This is a genomic window from Pseudomonas sp. SDO52101_S400, assembly GCF_054071635.1.
This window is the reverse complement of sequence record NZ_JBSVWF010000050.1, coordinates 1-16,026: the sequence shown is the minus strand read 5'-3', so window position 1 is coordinate 16,026 and position 16,026 is coordinate 1. Positions and strand designations below refer to the sequence as shown.

Genomic DNA, 16,026 nt, shown 5'->3' with positions numbered 1-16,026 from the left:
GGAGCGAGCAGGCTCGCTCCCGCCGGTTTCACTGAAGGTGAATCAGCCTTTTTCGTCGATCCCGGCTTGCAGGGACTGACTGTCCAGATGACCGCTCAAGGTCACAGGGCCGACATTCAGGTTGCCGTTTTCAAAGGACACCTTCGGTGCGTTTTCTTCGGTTTTGTGCGGCAGATCCAACCCGGCTTTCACGCCGTAGTCGCGGTTGCTCAGGTCGGTACTGCTGACCTTCGAACCACCCAGATCGACCTTGCCTTCGGTGGCGGAAATCCGTGCGCCGGTCAGCCGCGTAGCGCCGCCGACAGTGAGATTCACACCCTGACCAGCGCTGATGCCGGAGGCCTGTTTCACACTGTCCTTGTGCGCGTATTCCCCATCGACTTTCAGCGTTGGCTTGTAATCGGTGCCCGCGAGTTTTCCCTTGTCGTCGGCTGGGGTCTTCTTGGCGGTCAGGCCCAGATCCACATCGAGCTTGGCGTGGTTGCTGGTGTCCTGACGGCTTTCGACCGTCAGATCACCGGCCACTTTGCCGCTGACATTGCGCGCATCGATCCGTGCACCGCTCAGGCTCGCATCGCCGGCGCTGTTCAACACCACCGTGTCAGCCTTGATCTGGCTGTTCTGCTGGGTGGTGCCTTGCAGGTAGTCCACGCCGACCTTGGCCCCGGCATTGAAGCCGTGATCGCTGCTGACTTTTTCATCGGCGGCGGTCGGTGTGCTTTTGCTCAGATTGCCACCGGCATTCAACGCGACGTTCCAGTTGTTACGGCTGTCGGTGGACTGCGCGGACTCCTGAACGAAACCGCCCTTCTGCGCATCGATGCCGACGTTTGGCGCAGTGACCTGAGTGCCTTGCAGGCGCACCGAGTCGCCGCTCAGCGCGATGCCGTTCTGGCTGTTGAGTTGGCCACCGGTAAGGGTTTGCGAGTTCTCGTTGACCCGGCCGATGTTGAAGTTGCCGCTGAGGTTGCCGCCCTGATCGCGGCTCTTCTCGCTGCTGGTCTTGCTGCCGCCCGCCTTCAGACCGCCGCCGAGATTGCTGCCGGTGGCGACGTGCGTGTCGGTGGCCGCTTGCAGGTCGAGCTTGCCGTCGGCCTTCAGGTCGATAGCACCAGCGCTGTCGATCTTCGTGCCCTGCTGAACCTGATTGCCGCCGCTGCTCAGTTGCACCGGGCCGTTGCCGCTAAGGCTGGCGACGTGCGCCTGGCTGTCGGTGGTCTTGTTGCCTTTGTGATCGAGCTGGAACCCGGCGCCGAGATCGACGTTGGTGCCGTCGGTGCCCGGCAAGGTGCCGACCGTCAGCGAGCCGTTGCCACGCAGGCTGGAGCTGTCGCTGCTCTGGCGGTCGTTGGCCTGATTCAGGGCCAGATCGCCGCCGGTCTTGATGCTGACAGCGCCCTGCCCGCCGTCGAAACGGCTGCCTTCGAACTGTGCGTCGCGGCCGACATTGATGTTCACGCCCTGATTGCCAGCGTAACCACCGACCACCGCCGTGGAGCTGTCCTTGCTCGACTGGCTGCTGCCGCCCGCGCCGCTGCCGGCCACGTTCACGTCTTCGCCGGTCTTGGTGTAGACCCGCACATCGACCTTGGCATCCACCGATTTTTCGGTGCTGCTGCGAGTGTTGTTCCCGGCATCGGCCACCAGTTTGTCGGCGCTGATGTTCACTTTGCCGCCGCTGGCGTTGTATTGCGTGCCTTGATCGTGCAGCGTGCCGCCGACCTTCACGTCCACGGTCTTGCCGTCGAACTGGCTGACCACCGCGTTGCTGCTCTGCTCGGTTTTATCGGCGCTGGCATGACCGACCGCCACGTCGATACCGACGTTCGGCTGACCGAGACTGGCCAGTGCGTCCTTGTCCGGCACCTTGCCGTCGAGCACGTCTTTCACCGCGCCGGCAATAGGCCGGGCGATGTCTTTGTACTCGACGTTGGCGCCGATGTCCGCCGACCAGTTGCTCTCATTGTGAGTGCTGCTCTCGGTGCTACTGGCGGCACGGTTGTCGACTTCGTTGGCGGCGACGTTCAGACCGTTGCCGGACTTGAGTTGCGCACCCTCGGTGACGAGTTTGTCAGCGTTGATGTTCAGGCTGCCGCTGCTCTGCACGCCGGTGGTTTGCGCGTTGGTTTTGCTGGTGGTGTCTTGTGAGGTGCTGTGCGAGAAGTCCACGCCGCTGCCGGCGCGGTCAAGGCCGCCGGTGTAGTAGAAACCACCGCCAGTGCTGCGAGTTTCGGTCGAGGTGCTGTGGCTGTCTTGCTCGGCCAGCAACGAGACGTTCTTGCCACTCAGGCTGGTGTCGCCAGCGGTGGATTTCACCTCGGTGCCCTTGAGCGTTACGTCGCCGCCCGCCTTCACCTGCACGCTGCCGCCGCTGAGGCTGGAAGCCTGCTGCGTGACGTCGTTGGCGGTGACGGTTTGCGCCTTGTCTTCGTAATGCACGCCGGCGCGATACTGCTCCGCCGTCTGCTCCTTGGCATAGGCGTCGAAGCCACGGGTCTGTGTGCTGTTGCTGCTGTCGTGGGTGTTCTGCGTCGAATGCACATTCACGTCACCGGCCGCATCTGCCGTCAGCGAACCGCCGGCCTTGACCGTGGAACCGGCGACTTCGATGTCCTTGGCGCTCTTGAGCTTGAGGTTGCTGTCCGACACCAGCTCGCTGCGCACCGTGGTGCTGTCCTTGCTGTTCTGCCGGGACTCGTCCTTGGTGATGCCGAAGAACTTGCTGTCCTTGTCGTGGTTATTGCTGTGCGAGGTGTCCTGCACGCCGTCGATGGTCAGCGAACCGTTGTCGCTGATCACGCTGGCGTCCTTGGCGCCACGCACCTGGCTGCCGCTGATGCGCACCTCGTCCGCCTTGACCACCAGTTTGCCGGCGGCGTTGATCTTGCTGCCCTGATGCTGGGTCTGGCCCTTGTCGGCATCGCCGGTCTTGCCGAAGAAGCCACCGCCGACCAGATCACCGGAATAGCGGTTGTCACTGCTGCGGTTGGTGCGGGTCGCGGTGGTGATTTCCACCTGTTTGCCGGCCAGTTGCAGATCGCCGGCGCTGTTCAGCTCGGCGCCTTCGGAGCGCAGCAACGCGGCGGTTTGCAGAGCGATGTTGCCGCCCTTCAACTGGCTGCTGATGCTGCGCTGCTCTTCGCTGCTGCTGTCCCAGTCGGCTTTCCACAGGTGCTTGCGGTGCTTGCCCTGATCGGTCTGGGTGTGGCTTTCAGTGGCGGCGGTCAGGCGCAGGTCGCCGCCGCTTTGCACACTGAGGTTGTTCTTCGCTTCAACCTTGGCGGCTTTCAGTTCGGTGTCTTTGCCGGACGACAATTGCGCGTCGCGGCTGGCGATGATCTGAGTGCCGTGCTGGCGCGAATCGCTGTCGGTCTTGGTGCGCTCGTAAGTTTCCCAGGTGATGCCGATGGTGCTGTTGTTCCAGTTCTCGCGCTGTTCCTGGAGCTTGCGGCTTTCGACGGTGCTCAGGGTCAGATTGCGTTTGGCATCGACCTTCACGTCACGACCGCTGACGTCGGTGGCGGCCAAAGTCAGGTCCTTGCCGCTGTGCAGGCCGACGTCGCCCTGGCTGCTGCGAATGCCGGCACGGGTCACGTCGAGGCTGTCCGGGATCGCCTGGCCGCTGACGCTCAAGTCGCCAGCCGAACGAATCTGCACACCGTCGCGTCCGGCGACTTGCACCGCGCCCACTTTCACGCCCGCGCCTTCCGCGGTGCTGACAATGTTGATGCGCCCGGCCTGCATCGCGCCGAACAGGCTGGCGTCGATCCGCTGATCGGTGGTGTTGCCCGCCGGGTCCACGGCTTTCACCTGGCCACTGGCGTAGTCGATCTGATTACGTCCGACGGTGAGGTTCAGTTGATCACGGGCAGTGATCGCACCCTGGCTGTCGATGCGCGGTGCGATCAGGTTGATCGAGCCCTCGCCATTGCGCAGCCCGCCGCCCTGAATCTGCAACTGGCCGGTGGCGTCGCGGGTGCTCAGGGCTTGCAGTTTGCCGTCGTTCAGCTCGGGACGGCCGACCACCAGATTGGCGTTCGGCGTGTTGATGAAACTGCCGCCGTTCACCGAAATGCCGTTCGGGTTGGCGAGCACATAGTCGGCGGCGCGACCGAAGATTTCCTGGGCGCCATTGATGGCCGACGGATTGCGGCTGATCACTTCGTTGAGGATCACGCTCGCGGCCTGGCCCTGCAATTGCGGGTTGGCCGCCAGTTGCCCGGCGAGCTGCGATTGCCCGGCCTGCAAGGCGTTGTTCAGCACCAGCCCCTGACGGTCGACGTTGTAGTCGAGGAACTGGTTGTGCGACAGGCCCGAGCCGTTGGGCGCAACGATGTTGACGATCGGGACGCCGCCCTGGGTTTGCAGTTGCGCGGTGCCGCCGGGGCCGGGCGCGACCACTACACCGCCGGCCATGGCGCCCGGCAGGTGAGCGACCAGGAACAGGCTGGCGATGGCCCAGCGCAGTTTGCCCCGTGGGGAAAGATGAAACGCAAAGGTATTCATTGGCATAAAAAACTCTCCATGTAGTGCGGCATCACGTTGCGCGTTGAGTAGAAGGCCACGGCTGTCGCGCTCAGGTCCGATGGCTGTTGTTCACTGACGTTCATATCTGTAATCCGACCCGCATCAGCCAGGTTTCAGGCTCGCGGTGCAGGCCGGTCGGGGTGTTGAGGCTGCGCTGGTAATCGACATCCACCTGCAGGTTTTTCCAACCCAGGTTGAGGCCGATGCTGGCGCTACTCAGGCGTTGAACCGGGGCGCCGTGATCGGCCTTGATCCAGCCGTGGTCGAGGCCGATGCGCGGGGTGAGCTGTACCGGCAAATCACTGCGCAGCGGCAGGCGCAAGGTGTTGCGCCAGATCGCACCGCTGGCCCCCGACGCGCTGCTGATCCGATAACCGCGCACGGCGGAATCGTCGGTGCCGAGCAGTTGTTCGATCGCCGGCAATGGATCGGGGCTGTATTGCAAATTGAGCTGGCTCTGCCATTGCCAGGCTTGCGCGCCGAGCTGGCCGTTGCGCCACTGGCTGAGGCCGGCGCGGTACTTGCGAAACTGTGCTTTGGGCAGGTTCTTGACCTGGCGATCGGCATCGTCGTCGGCCCCCAGCCAGCGCAGGCCTTGGGCATAGTTGAAATCCAGGTTCCACACCGCCCGGTCGAGCCAGAACAGATTGATCCCGGCCTCGGCCACGGTCAGGGTCGGGCTTTGAATGCCGAGCCGGACGTTTTCCAGATAGCTGTCGACATCCTTGTGCGCCAGTTGCAGGTTGGCGCTGAGCTGATGGCTCTGGTCGCGCCACAACACCCGGTCGGCGCGCAGACTGATCTGATCGGTGATGCCGGTGCTGTGAAAGGTCAGCGTGCTGAGCTTGAACGGCGCGCGGTATTCGGCGTGGCTGGCGAAGGTGCTGAACGTCCAGTAGCCGTAAGGAATCGCGTAGTAGAGGCTGGCGTTGCGGCTGTAGCGGTCGCCCTGATTGAGGGTGTCGCTGGCGCTGATACTCAGCAGGTCGTTGAGTTCGAGCGGACTGTCGAGGGTCAGGCTCAGCGTGTCGCGGTCACGACCGGTGCTGGCGCTGCCAAGGTTGTCCGCGCCCAGGCCCAAGGCCCAGCGCGACTGCCCCGAAGTACGCGAACGCAGGATGATTTTTGATGCGCCCGGCTGACTGCCGGGAGCGATGTCGGCGGTCAGATCGAGGGAGCGCAGACGGTTCAACTGATCCAGACCCTGTTCCAGGTCCCGCAGGTTCAGCGGCTTGCCGAGCATGCCGGGAAACGCGCCACCGAGGGACACCGGCAGGCTCTGGTCGGCCAGCTCGATGGACTCGATATAACCTTCGTCGACCAGGATATCCAGCGACTGCCCCGCTGCCGGCGCGCTGCTCAGGTACGGCCGGCTGGCGATGTAGCCCTTCTCCACGTACAGCGCGGTGATGGTCGCCAGCAAATGGTTGATCTGCCCGACGCCCATGCACGGCGCCAGCAGCGGTTTGATTCGGGCGTTGAGTTTGTCTTTGTCGATCAGCGTAACGCCGCCGATGCGCGTGCCGCTCAAGGGCCAGCAGCGTTCGTCGGGTTTGATCGACTCTGGAACGGCCGAGGTGGCAGGCGCCGGGCCGAACGCGCCGCGCTCCAGTTGCCGCTTGCGCTGTTCGAGTTGCAGTTGTTGCAGATCGCGCTGTTGCAGTTGTTGCTGGCGCAGCACTTCCTGGCCAGGGGCTGAAGCTTCGGCGGCGAGAACGCTGGGCGCACACACACTCAACAACAAGGCCGACAACAGCGGGCGAGGCAGGAAACTACAACGGGTAACAGCGCGAATCGAATACGGCACTCAACATCCTTGCAATCAAATGGCTTAATGCCATCCCATCAATTGCAGTGATAGTCAGAGCCTTCCTACACAAATGCAAGACGCTTCCTACATTGCTTACATTTCTTAAACAAATGCGTTTTTAGCGCGGATCGCCAGCGATAACGCCAGCAAGTTGCAGATCATCAGGGTTTCCCCGAGGGCCTGAGACCACGCCGCCATCATCAATCCCCCGCCGATCAGCAGGTAATAAAACAGCCCCAGCAATGCGCCGGCCGTGCCCAATCGATCCGCGTAATTGCTCAGTGCTGCGCCCAGAATGTTCGGGATCGCCATGCCGAGCGCCAGTACCACCAGCAGCATCGGCAGCACGAACCAGACATACGCCTGCAACAGCCACACGCCGATGCCACCGAGTAACCCGGTGAAGGCTGCAAGGCGAATCAACTGCAGCGGCCGGTAACCGATTCGCAGCAAGCGTTTGTTGAGCCATGCTCCAAACCCTGAGGCCAGCGCGAGCATCACACCGCTGTAGCCGAACCACTCGCCACTCAAGCCGAGGCGTTCGAACTGATAAGGCCCGAGGCTGTAATAGCTGAACAAGGCTACGTTGAACGATGCAATCCACAGCGCCGAACGCCAGATGCCCGGATCGCGCAACATCTGGCCCATGGTTGCGAACAGGCCGAAGGAGGTGTGTTGCGGCGGACGGGTTTCCGGCAGGTTGTGCCAACTCCAGATCCACAAGATTGAAGCCAGCAACAACAGCGCAACGAGTACACCGCGATAACCGAAACCCTGAACAAGGCTCGCGCCGCTGAACAGGCCGATGGCCGGACTGGCCGCGAGCGCCATGCCCACCAGAGAAAACACTTGGGCCAGTTCCGTTCCGCGAAAACGATCGCGCAACAGCGTCTGGGTCACCACCGAGCCGACGGCGGCACCGAATGCCGCCAGCGCCTGGGCCATCAACAAACCGGTGAAACTGCGAACGCTCAAGCCCAATACGCAGGCAAGCGCATAAATCGCCAGACCGGCGAGCATCGAGGGCCGCCGGCCGATCCGGTCACACACCCGGCCCCACGTCACCACGCCAAACGCGAAAGCCAGGAAGTACACCGACAGGGTTTGCGCCGCCGCTTGCGGGCCAACATCAAATACTCGGCCGATATCTCCCAGCGCCGGGCTGAACAACGTCTGGGCGATCTGCGGGAACATCAGCAACGCAATTGCCAACATCAAAAGCTTCTTGTTGTTCATCACGATAACTCCTCAACTTGAACCGCCGAGGAGTTTAAAAAGTCATGACTGACGTATTATCCGAACCCTGACAATTTATCGTTGAAATCGGACAACCCATGGCCTGGCTCGATGCCCACGACCGTTTTGATCCAGATCGCTTTCCGGCGCCGGTGGTCGGCATCGCTTCCACCCTTGGCGATCACGACTCGGGGTTACATCGACATCAGCGCGGGCAACTGCTGTACACCCGACAGGGCTGCACGCGCATCACACTGGCGCAGCAGTTGTGCCTGCTGCCGCCGTCGCGGGCCGCGTGGATTCCCGGCGGGGTCACGCATCGGGCGGTGATGCAGCAAAGTGTCGATTACCGCTCAATCTTTTTGATCCCCGAACTGTGCCGGGACTTGCCGCAGCAGGTCTGCGTGATCGAAGTCAGCCCGTTGCTGCGTGCCGTGCTGGAGCCGATTGCGATCGCCGATTTCGACACCGATTGGAAACAGGGAAAATTCATCCATCTGCTGGGGCTGTGCCTGAGTGAAATCCGTGACGCGGCGCAGCAACCGATGCTGTTGCCCCTGCCTCAGGACAAACGTCTGACACCTTTGCTGGCGCAACCCGAAGGACTGCCGCCAGAGCTGCAAGTGCTGGAACAACAGATCGGTGCCAGCAGCCGCACCATCGGCCGGATCTTCCAGCGCGAAACCGGCATGAGCTATCAACAATGGCGCCAGCAGTGGCGACTGATGCGTGCCATGGAATTGCTCGCCACCGGCCGCAACCTCGGCTATTGCGCGTTTGAACTGGGCTTCGCCAGCGACAGCGCATTTATTGCGTTCTTCAAGACCATGACCGGCACGACGCCCGGCAACTGGCTGCGATAAGCAAACGACGACCGGCAGCAAAAATCATTTGCTACGAAATATTACCTGCGTCATATTACAGCCGTAATAACAACCTCGCTTCGCAGGTATTACGCCATGACCAGCATGCCCACCGTTGAACCCGATCTCGCCGTTCCGGTCAGCACTCCCAAACCTCCCCTGCTCAAACGCCTGCTGTTGCCGACTGCGGGTCTGGCCGCGCTGGTGTTCGCCGGGCTGTATGCCGTGCACTGGTGGGGCGCCGGACGATTTCTTGAGGAGACTGACGATGCCTACATCGGCGGTGACGTCACAGTGATCGGGCCGAAAGTCGCCGGTTACATCGAAGAAGTGCTGGTCAGCGACAACCAGCCAGTGAAGGCCGGCGACGTGCTGATCCGCCTCGATGCCCGCGATTACCGCGCCAATCTGGCCAAGGCTGAAGGCGCGGTTGCCGCCGAAGAAGCGCTGCTGGCTAACCTGGACGCTACCGAACAACTGCAACAAGCAGTGATCGGCCAGGCCCGTGCCGGCATCGATGCCGCCGGCGCCGAAACTGCTCGTTCCCGAGACGACAACGCGCGCTACAAACGTCTGGTGACCACCAATGCAGTCTCGGTGGAAAGCGCGCAACGGGCCGACGCCACCTTCAAGACCGCGCAAGCCCTGAGCGCAAAAGCCCAGGCCGAACTGCTGGCCGCGCAACGCCAGCTCACCGTGATCGAAACCCAGAAACAACAGGCTCGCGCCGCCCTCCAGCAAGCCCGGGCCGAACGTGATCTGGCGCAACTCAACCTCGGCTACACCGAACTGCGCGCCCCGGTCGACGGCGTGATCGGCAACCGCCGTGCGCGGGTTGGCGCTTATGCCCAGGCCGGCTCGCAACAGTTGTCGGTGGTGCCGGCCAGCGGCCTGTGGGTCGATGCCAACTTCAAGGAAGACCAACTGGCGCGGATGAAACCCGGCCAGCGCGTGAGCATCCGCGCCGACGTGTTGTCCGGCCAGGAATTCCACGGCCGCCTCGACAGTCTCGCCCCCGCCACCGGTTCGCAGTTCAGTGTGCTGCCGCCGGAAAACGCCACCGGCAACTTCACCAAGATCGTCCAGCGTGTACCGGTGCGGATCCTGCTCGACCCGGCCGACGGCGTGCTCGGCCACCTGCGTCCGGGCCTGTCGGTGACGGCTGAAGTCGACACCCGCGCCCAGCCAGAAACCACCGCCGTGGCCAGCGCGCCATGAGCCGCGCCCTCGCCGTCCCCGCGCAGCCGTTCAATGCCGCCGAAATGGCGACGGCGACCAAGGTGTTTGCCTTCGCCACGATGTGCATCGGCATGTTCATCGCGCTGCTGGACATTCAGATCGTCTCGGCCTCACTGCGCGATATCGGCGGCGGGTTGTCCGCCGGCACCGATGAAACGGCGTGGGTGCAGACCAGTTATCTGATCGCCGAAATCATCGTGATCCCGCTGTCGGGCTGGCTGTCGCGGGTATTCTCCACGCGCTGGCTGTTCTGCGCTTCGGCGGTCGGTTTTACCCTCGCCAGCCTGTTGTGCGGCGCGGCCTGGAACATCCAGAGCATGATCGCCTTTCGGGCGCTGCAAGGGTTTCTCGGCGGCTCGATGATTCCCCTGGTGTTCACCACGGCGTTCTTTTTCTTCACCGGCAAACAGCGGGTGATCGCCGCCGCGACCATCGGCGCCGTGGCTTCGCTGGCGCCCACATTGGGCCCGGTGATCGGCGGCTGGATCACCGATATCTCGTCCTGGCACTGGCTGTTCTACATCAACCTGGTGCCGGGGATTTTCGTCGCCATTGCGGTGCCGATGCTGGTCAAGATCGACCAGCCGGAACTGTCGCTGCTCAAGGGTGCGGACTATCTGAGCATGGTGTTTCTGGCGCTGTTTCTCGGCTGCCTGGAATACACCCTCGAAGAAGGCCCGCGCTGGAACTGGTTCAGCGACCAGACCATCCTCACCACGGCGTGGATCAGCGCGCTGGCCTGCGTGGCATTCGTCGGCCGCACGCTGCACGTGGCCAATCCGATCGTCGACCTGCGCGCCCTCAAGGATCGCAACTTCGCCCTCGGCTGCTTCTTTTCCTTCGTCACCGGCATCGGCCTGTTCGCGACGATTTACCTGACGCCGCTGTTTCTCGGCCGGGTGCGCGGCTACGGTGCGCTGGACATTGGCCTGGCGGTTTTTTCCACCGGGGTGTTCCAGATCATGGCGATTCCGCTGTACGCCTTTCTGGCCAACCGCCTCGATCTGCGCTGGATCATGATGGCGGGCCTGGCGTTGTTTGCGTTGTCGATGTGGGAATTCAGTCCGATCACCCACGATTGGGGCGCCGGGCAATTGATGCTGCCGCAAGCCCTGCGCGGGATTGCCCAGCAACTGGCGGTGCCGCCGGCGGTGACGCTGACGCTTGGCGGGCTGGCGCCGGCGCGGTTGAAGCACGCTTCGGGCCTGTTCAACCTGATGCGCAACCTGGGCGGTGCAATCGGAATTGCCGCGTGCGCGACCATTCTCAACGACCGTACCAACCTGCACTTCACGCGGTTGGCCGAGCATCTGAACAGCAGCAACGAAGCGTTGAATCAGTGGCTGGCCCAGGTCGGCGGCAACTTCGCCGCACTGGGTCAAAGCGGTGATGTCGGCATCACCGCCGGCCTGCATCAGTTATGGCTGCTGACCTACCGCGAGGCGCAAACGCAAACCTATGGCGACACGTTCCTGATGATCATGGTGTGCTTCGTCATCGCCACGGCGATGGTGCCCTTGATGCGCAAGGTGCAACCACCGGCCGCGCCGAGTGCCGATGCACATTGATCGATCAGGCCTGCGGGGTTTTACGGAAGCCCACGGCCAGACGGTTCCAGCTGTTGATGGTGCTGATGGCCACGGTCAGGTCGACCATTTCTTTCGGCGAGAACTGGGCAGCGACCGCTTCGTAATCTTCGTCCGGGGCGTGGGTCAGGCTCAGTTGGGTCAGGGACTCGGTCCACAGCAGCGCGGCGCGTTCGCGGTCGGTGAAGAACGGGGCTTCGCGCCATGCGGTTACGGCGAACAACCGGCGTGGGGTTTCACCGCCCTTGATCGCGTCGGCGGTGTGCATGTCGATGCAGAACGCACAGCCGTTGATTTGCGAGGCACGCAGCTTGACCAGTTCGATCAGGGACTTTTCCAGCGGCAGCTTCGAGACGGCGGTTTCCAGGGCGATCATCGCTTTCAGGGCGTCTGGGGAAGCAGTGTAGAAATCGGCACGAGGTTTCATGGTGGTTCTCCGGGGCGAGTGAATGTGTGGCTACGTTAGTCCCGGGGCCGGGCCAGGCAAATAGCCAATCTCCCGGAAGACGAGTAGGCCACTTCGCTGACGTCAGAAAAGAAAGTGTCAGGGGGCAATTGCCAGCGCTCGTTCTGTACCACTAGAATGCGATCAATTCTTAATTGCACCCAAGTCGCACTCACAATCGCACCCCTGGCAACGGATGCCCGAAACGAGTATCTGCTCTTCATGTCGTCCCTCGATCAGCCGTTGAATCAGCAAGTCCAGACGCTCTACAGCGAACACCACGGGTGGCTGCAGGGCTGGCTGCAGCGCAAGTTGGGCAATCGCTGCGATGCAGCCGATCTGGCGCACGATACGTTCTTGCGCCTGCTCACCCGTCAAGTCATCAAGCCGCTGGGCAGCGAACCCCGGGCGCTGTTGACGCACATCGCCAAGGGCTTGGTGATCGACCGCTGGCGTCGTCAGGACATCGAGCGCGCCTACCTGGAAACCATCGCCAGCCTGCCCGCCGCTGATGTGCCGTCGCCGGAGACCCGCTATCTGATTCTCGAAACTTTGTGGCGCATCGAAGCCTTGCTGCGTGAGTTGCCGGCGCAGACCCGCGATACCTTCCTGCTTTCACAGATCGAAGGCCTGACCTACGCGCAGATCGCCACACGCCTGAATGTGTCGCTGATTACCGTCAAGCGCCACATGCGCGCCGCATTCATTGCCTGCCTGAGTGTCGCCTGATGAGTTCGTCGATGATCAACCCACAGATTCTCGGTGAAGCCGCCGACTGGCTGGTGCAGTTGCATTCGGGCACCGCCTCGCCATCCGATCATCAGGCCATCGCCCAATGGCGCAGCCGCAGCGCCGAACACGCCCAGGCCTGGCTGCGGGCCGAAGCGCTGCTGGGGGATTTGCGTAGTGTGCCAGCCAATGTGGCGATCCAGACCTTGCAACGGGCTTCGCACAAGGAAGGCCTCAGCCGTCGCCAGACCCTCACCCGCCTCGGCCTCCTGTTGATGGCGGGGCCACTGGGCATCGCCTCGCAACACGTGCCGTGGCAGCAATGGACCGCCGATCAGCGCACCGCCGTCGGCGAACAGAAAACCCTGCAATTGCCGGACGGCACTCAACTGCTGCTCAACACCGACAGTGCCGTGGACATCGCTTTCAGCCCGGTCGAGCGTCGAGTTTTGCTGCTCAACGGCGAAGTGCTGATCAACACCGCCGTTGACGCCGCCGCACGCCCGTTCATTGTCGAAACACCACAGGGCCTGGCCCGTGCGCTCGGCACACGTTTCTGCGTGCGCACCGAGGGTTCGCGCAGCCTGGTGTCGGTGCTGGAGGGCCAGGTGCAAATCACCCCGGAATTGCTCAAGCAAAGCGCGATGCTCAAGGCCGGCGAACGACAGCGCTTCAAGCTGAACGGCTTCGACAGCGCCGAAACCTTCGACACCGCAAGCCTGGCCTGGGACAAAGGCATGCTGCTGGCCAGCAACATGCGCCTGGACGAATTGCTCGGCGAATTGAGCCGCTATCGTAGGGGCGTCTTGCGCTGTCATCCGGACGTCGCGGCGATGCGTGTGTCCGGGGCGTTTTCCCTGCGCGACACCGACGCCAGCCTGCGTCTGCTCAGCGACACCCTGCCGCTGAACATCAACAGTCGGACCCGCTATTGGCTGTCGGTCGAACCCCGTGTCTGAGCCCGGCAAAAAACTTTTCGATGTTCACTGATACCTTTTCGCGTCTCGTTCGGTGAGTGGATAGACCTTTTGATTCCACGCGCCCGACAGGATCGCCGAATGACCGCATTGCCCCCGCCCCGCTCCGCCACTTTCCCGCTCAAGGCCCTGAACCTGAGCCTCGCCCTGGCCTTCGGCACATTGCTGCCAACCCTCGGCCTGGCCGCCGACAGCGCCAGCGAAAGCTCAAGCCAGAGCGTCAACATCGGCCCCGGCCTGCTCAGCCATGTGCTGGCGCAATTTGCGGTGAGCGTCGGCGTGCCGTTGTCGTTCGATCCGGCGCAACTGGGCAATCGTCAGAGCCCCGGCCTGCAAGGCAATTACACTGCGCAAAGCGGTTTTTCCCGCTTGCTGGAAGGCAGCGGCTTCGAGCTGGTCAGCACCGGCAACAACGGCTACACCGTGGCGCCAAAAGTCGCGGCGGACGGTGCCCTGGAACTGGGCGCCACCACCGTCAGCGCCCTGCACGACAACAGCGATGACACCTTCGGCGGCGAGCAAGTCGCCCGCCGCGCGCAGATCGGCATGCTCGGGAACCAGGAGGTCAGCGACCTGCCCTTCAGCGTCACCAGCTACACCGCCAAGACCATGGCCGATCAGCAGGCACAGACCGTCGGCGATGTACTCCTCAACGACTCATCGGTGCGCCAGTCCAACGGCTTCGGCAACTTTTCGCAGATGTTCATGATTCGAGGCCTGCCGCTGGCCGCCGATGACATTTCCTATAACGGCCTCTACGGTGTACTGCCCCGGCAGATCATCGCCACTGAGGCACTGGAACGGGTCGAGCTGTTCAAGGGCCCGAACGCGTTCGTCAACGGCGTGACCCCGAGCGGCAGCGGCATCGGTGGCGGGATCAACCTGCAACCCAAACGCGCCATGGACACGCCAACCCGCAGCGTCACCCTCGACTACAGCGCCGACGGTCGGGTCGGCGGGCATCTGGATCTGGGTCAGCGCTTTGGCGAGGACAACCGCTTCGGTGCGCGGGTCAACCTGATGCAGCGCGAAGGTGACACCGCCGTGGATGAAGAAGACCAGCGCTCGTCGCTGATCAGTCTGGGCCTGGACTATCGCGGCGACCGCCTCCGGGTTTCCACCGACTTCGGCTATCAGAAGCAGGTGATCAATCAGGGCCGTTCGGTGATCTACGTCGATTCGAGCCTGAAAAAAGCCCCCAAGGTGCCGCACGCCAACGCCAGCTACGCCCAGAGCTGGAGCTATTCGCAACTCGAAGACACCTTCGGCATGGCCCGGGCCGAATACGACCTGAACGACAACTGGACGGCGTACGTTTCCGGCGGCGCCAAACACACCCGCGAGAACGGCGTGTACTCCTCGCTGACCGTCACCGATCTCAACGGCAACGCCCGTGGCGGCATGCTCTATTCGCCCCACGACGAGGACAACCAGAGCGCAATGGCCGGCCTCAACGGTCGCTTCGACACCGGCCCCGTCACTCATCAACTAAACCTCGGCTGGGCCGGCATCTGGGGCGAGCAACGCTCGGCCTACGAAACCATCGGCAATGCCTCGCGCTACAGCACCAACCTTTACAACGTCACCGACAAGCCTCGCCCGCCCGCCACCTCGTTCGCCAGCGACATCAATGACCCGCGCATCACTGGCAAGAACACCCTGCGCAGCGAAGCGATCTCCGACACCCTCGGCTTCGTCGACGACCGCATCCTGCTGACCCTGGGCGTACGTCGCCAGGCATTGAAAGTCGACGGCTGGAGCACTGTCACCGGTGCGCGCACCTCGAGTTATGACGAGTCGATCACCACCCCGGTCTATGGTCTGGTGATCAAGCCCTGGGAACACGTGTCGTTCTACGCCAACCGTATCGAAGGCCTGGCCAAGGGCCCGACGCCGCCGACCACCGCGATCAACCGCGACGAAACCTTCGCCCCGGTGCGCAGCAAGCAGGTCGAGGCCGGCGTGCGCCTGGACATGGGCAGCTACGGCGCCAGCCTCGGCGTCTATCGCATCGAGCAACCGTCGAGTTACACCCAGGACGGCGTCTTCCGGGTCGACGGCGAGCAGACCAACAAAGGCGTAGAGCTCAACGTCTACGGCGAACCGCTCGACGGTCTGCGCCTGCTCAGCGGCGCGACATTGATGAAGACTGAACTCGAAGGCAGCAGCAACGGTGTGAATGACGGCAACCGCGCCGTCGGGGTGCCGCGCTTTCAGTTCAACCTCGGCGCCGACTGGGACATTCCGGGGCTGGAAGGCGCCGCCCTCAGCGCCCGCATGTTGCGCACCGGCGGTCAGTACCTGAACGCGGCCAACACCCAGAGCATTCCGGCGTGGACCCGCTTCGATATCGGCTCGCGCTACGCCTTCAAAGTGGATGAAAAGCAGATCACCCTGCGGGCCAATCTGGAAAACGTCGCCAACGAAGCCTATTGGGCCTCGGCCAACGGCGGTTACCTGACTCAGGGCACGCCGCGCACCCTGAAAGTCTCGGCCACCGTGGATTTCTGAGTCGCATTGCCTCACCCGCCATCCCAACGAAAAAGAGCAGGCCATGGCCTAATGCCGATCAGTTAAGCCTTCTCGCTTGACCTTTGGCCGCAAGAAATCAAAA

The 16,026-nt window shown here is 62.9% G+C and carries 10 protein-coding genes; 6 read left to right on the top strand and 4 right to left on the bottom strand.

Annotated features, from left to right (window positions below):
- Positions 1-42 precede the first annotated feature (42 nt).
- The 3 genes from ACW9HX_RS22140 to ACW9HX_RS22130 form a co-directional block, all read right to left on the bottom strand.
- Positions 43-4,512, bottom strand: coding sequence for a hemagglutinin repeat-containing protein (locus tag ACW9HX_RS22140; RefSeq protein ID WP_457382252.1), 4,470 nt, complete (start codon positions 4,510-4,512; stop codon positions 43-45).
- A 94-nt stretch (positions 4,513-4,606) separates the two neighbouring features.
- Positions 4,607-6,334 (bottom strand): ShlB/FhaC/HecB family hemolysin secretion/activation protein, encoded by a 1,728-nt coding sequence (locus tag ACW9HX_RS22135; protein WP_457382251.1) that lies wholly within the window; start codon positions 6,332-6,334, stop codon positions 4,607-4,609.
- 105 nt (positions 6,335-6,439) lie between these two features.
- A complete protein-coding gene (locus tag ACW9HX_RS22130) occupies positions 6,440-7,573 on the bottom strand; it encodes an MFS transporter (protein ID WP_457382250.1) in 1,134 nt (377 codons plus the stop codon).
- 98 nt (positions 7,574-7,671) lie between these two features.
- On the opposite strand from ACW9HX_RS22130, the gene ACW9HX_RS22125 reads away from it, so the two are divergent.
- From ACW9HX_RS22125 to ACW9HX_RS22115, 3 genes are all read left to right on the top strand, one after another.
- On the top strand, positions 7,672-8,436 hold the full coding sequence (locus ACW9HX_RS22125) for an AraC family transcriptional regulator (protein WP_457382249.1): 765 nt from the start codon (positions 7,672-7,674) through the stop codon (positions 8,434-8,436).
- Between the two features lie 96 nt (positions 8,437-8,532).
- Positions 8,533-9,654, top strand: a complete 1,122-nt coding sequence (locus tag ACW9HX_RS22120) for an HlyD family secretion protein (protein WP_457382248.1) — start codon at positions 8,533-8,535, stop codon at positions 9,652-9,654.
- Positions 9,651-11,243 carry a DHA2 family efflux MFS transporter permease subunit gene (locus ACW9HX_RS22115; RefSeq protein ID WP_457382247.1) on the top strand — a complete coding sequence of 531 codons (1,593 nt, stop codon included), beginning with the start codon at positions 9,651-9,653 and terminating at the stop codon, positions 11,241-11,243. Before ACW9HX_RS22120 ends, ACW9HX_RS22115 begins: the two co-directional genes overlap by 4 nt.
- A gap of 4 nt (positions 11,244-11,247) precedes the next feature.
- On the opposite strand, the gene ACW9HX_RS22110 is transcribed toward ACW9HX_RS22115, so the two are convergent.
- Positions 11,248-11,688, bottom strand: coding sequence for a carboxymuconolactone decarboxylase family protein (locus tag ACW9HX_RS22110; RefSeq protein ID WP_457382246.1), 441 nt, complete (start codon positions 11,686-11,688; stop codon positions 11,248-11,250).
- Positions 11,689-11,928: 240 nt separating this feature from the next.
- Between ACW9HX_RS22110 and ACW9HX_RS22105 the strand changes: the two genes are divergently transcribed.
- The 3 genes from ACW9HX_RS22105 (at position 11,929) to ACW9HX_RS22095 (ending at position 15,923) form a co-directional block, all read left to right on the top strand.
- A complete protein-coding gene (locus tag ACW9HX_RS22105; protein WP_457382245.1) occupies positions 11,929-12,435 on the top strand; it encodes a sigma-70 family RNA polymerase sigma factor in 507 nt (168 codons plus the stop codon).
- Positions 12,435-13,394: a FecR domain-containing protein gene (locus tag ACW9HX_RS22100; RefSeq protein WP_457382244.1), complete on the top strand. Its 960-nt coding sequence runs from the start codon at positions 12,435-12,437 to the stop codon at positions 13,392-13,394. The genes ACW9HX_RS22105 and ACW9HX_RS22100 overlap by 1 nt, the downstream gene beginning before the upstream one ends.
- 99 nt (positions 13,395-13,493) lie before the next feature.
- Entirely contained in the window at positions 13,494-15,923 is a 2,430-nt protein-coding gene (locus ACW9HX_RS22095; RefSeq protein ID WP_457382243.1) for a TonB-dependent siderophore receptor, read from the top strand.
- The last annotated feature ends 103 nt before the right edge of the window (positions 15,924-16,026 follow it).

Coding starts and splice junctions, on each gene's coding strand:
- ACW9HX_RS22110 (WP_457382246.1), bottom strand. CDS start 11,688: ATGAAACCTCGTGCCGATTTCTACACTGCTTCCCCAGACGCCCTGAAA.
- ACW9HX_RS22105 (WP_457382245.1), top strand. CDS start 11,929: ATGTCGTCCCTCGATCAGCCGTTGAATCAGCAAGTCCAGACGCTCTAC.
- ACW9HX_RS22095 (WP_457382243.1), top strand. CDS start 13,494: ATGACCGCATTGCCCCCGCCCCGCTCCGCCACTTTCCCGCTCAAGGCC.
- ACW9HX_RS22140 (WP_457382252.1), bottom strand. CDS start 4,512: ATGCCAATGAATACCTTTGCGTTTCATCTTTCCCCACGGGGCAAACTG.
- ACW9HX_RS22120 (WP_457382248.1), top strand. CDS start 8,533: ATGACCAGCATGCCCACCGTTGAACCCGATCTCGCCGTTCCGGTCAGC.
- ACW9HX_RS22115 (WP_457382247.1), top strand. CDS start 9,651: ATGAGCCGCGCCCTCGCCGTCCCCGCGCAGCCGTTCAATGCCGCCGAA.
- ACW9HX_RS22100 (WP_457382244.1), top strand. CDS start 12,435: ATGAGTTCGTCGATGATCAACCCACAGATTCTCGGTGAAGCCGCCGAC.
- ACW9HX_RS22130 (WP_457382250.1), bottom strand. CDS start 7,573: ATGAACAACAAGAAGCTTTTGATGTTGGCAATTGCGTTGCTGATGTTC.
- ACW9HX_RS22125 (WP_457382249.1), top strand. CDS start 7,672: ATGGCCTGGCTCGATGCCCACGACCGTTTTGATCCAGATCGCTTTCCG.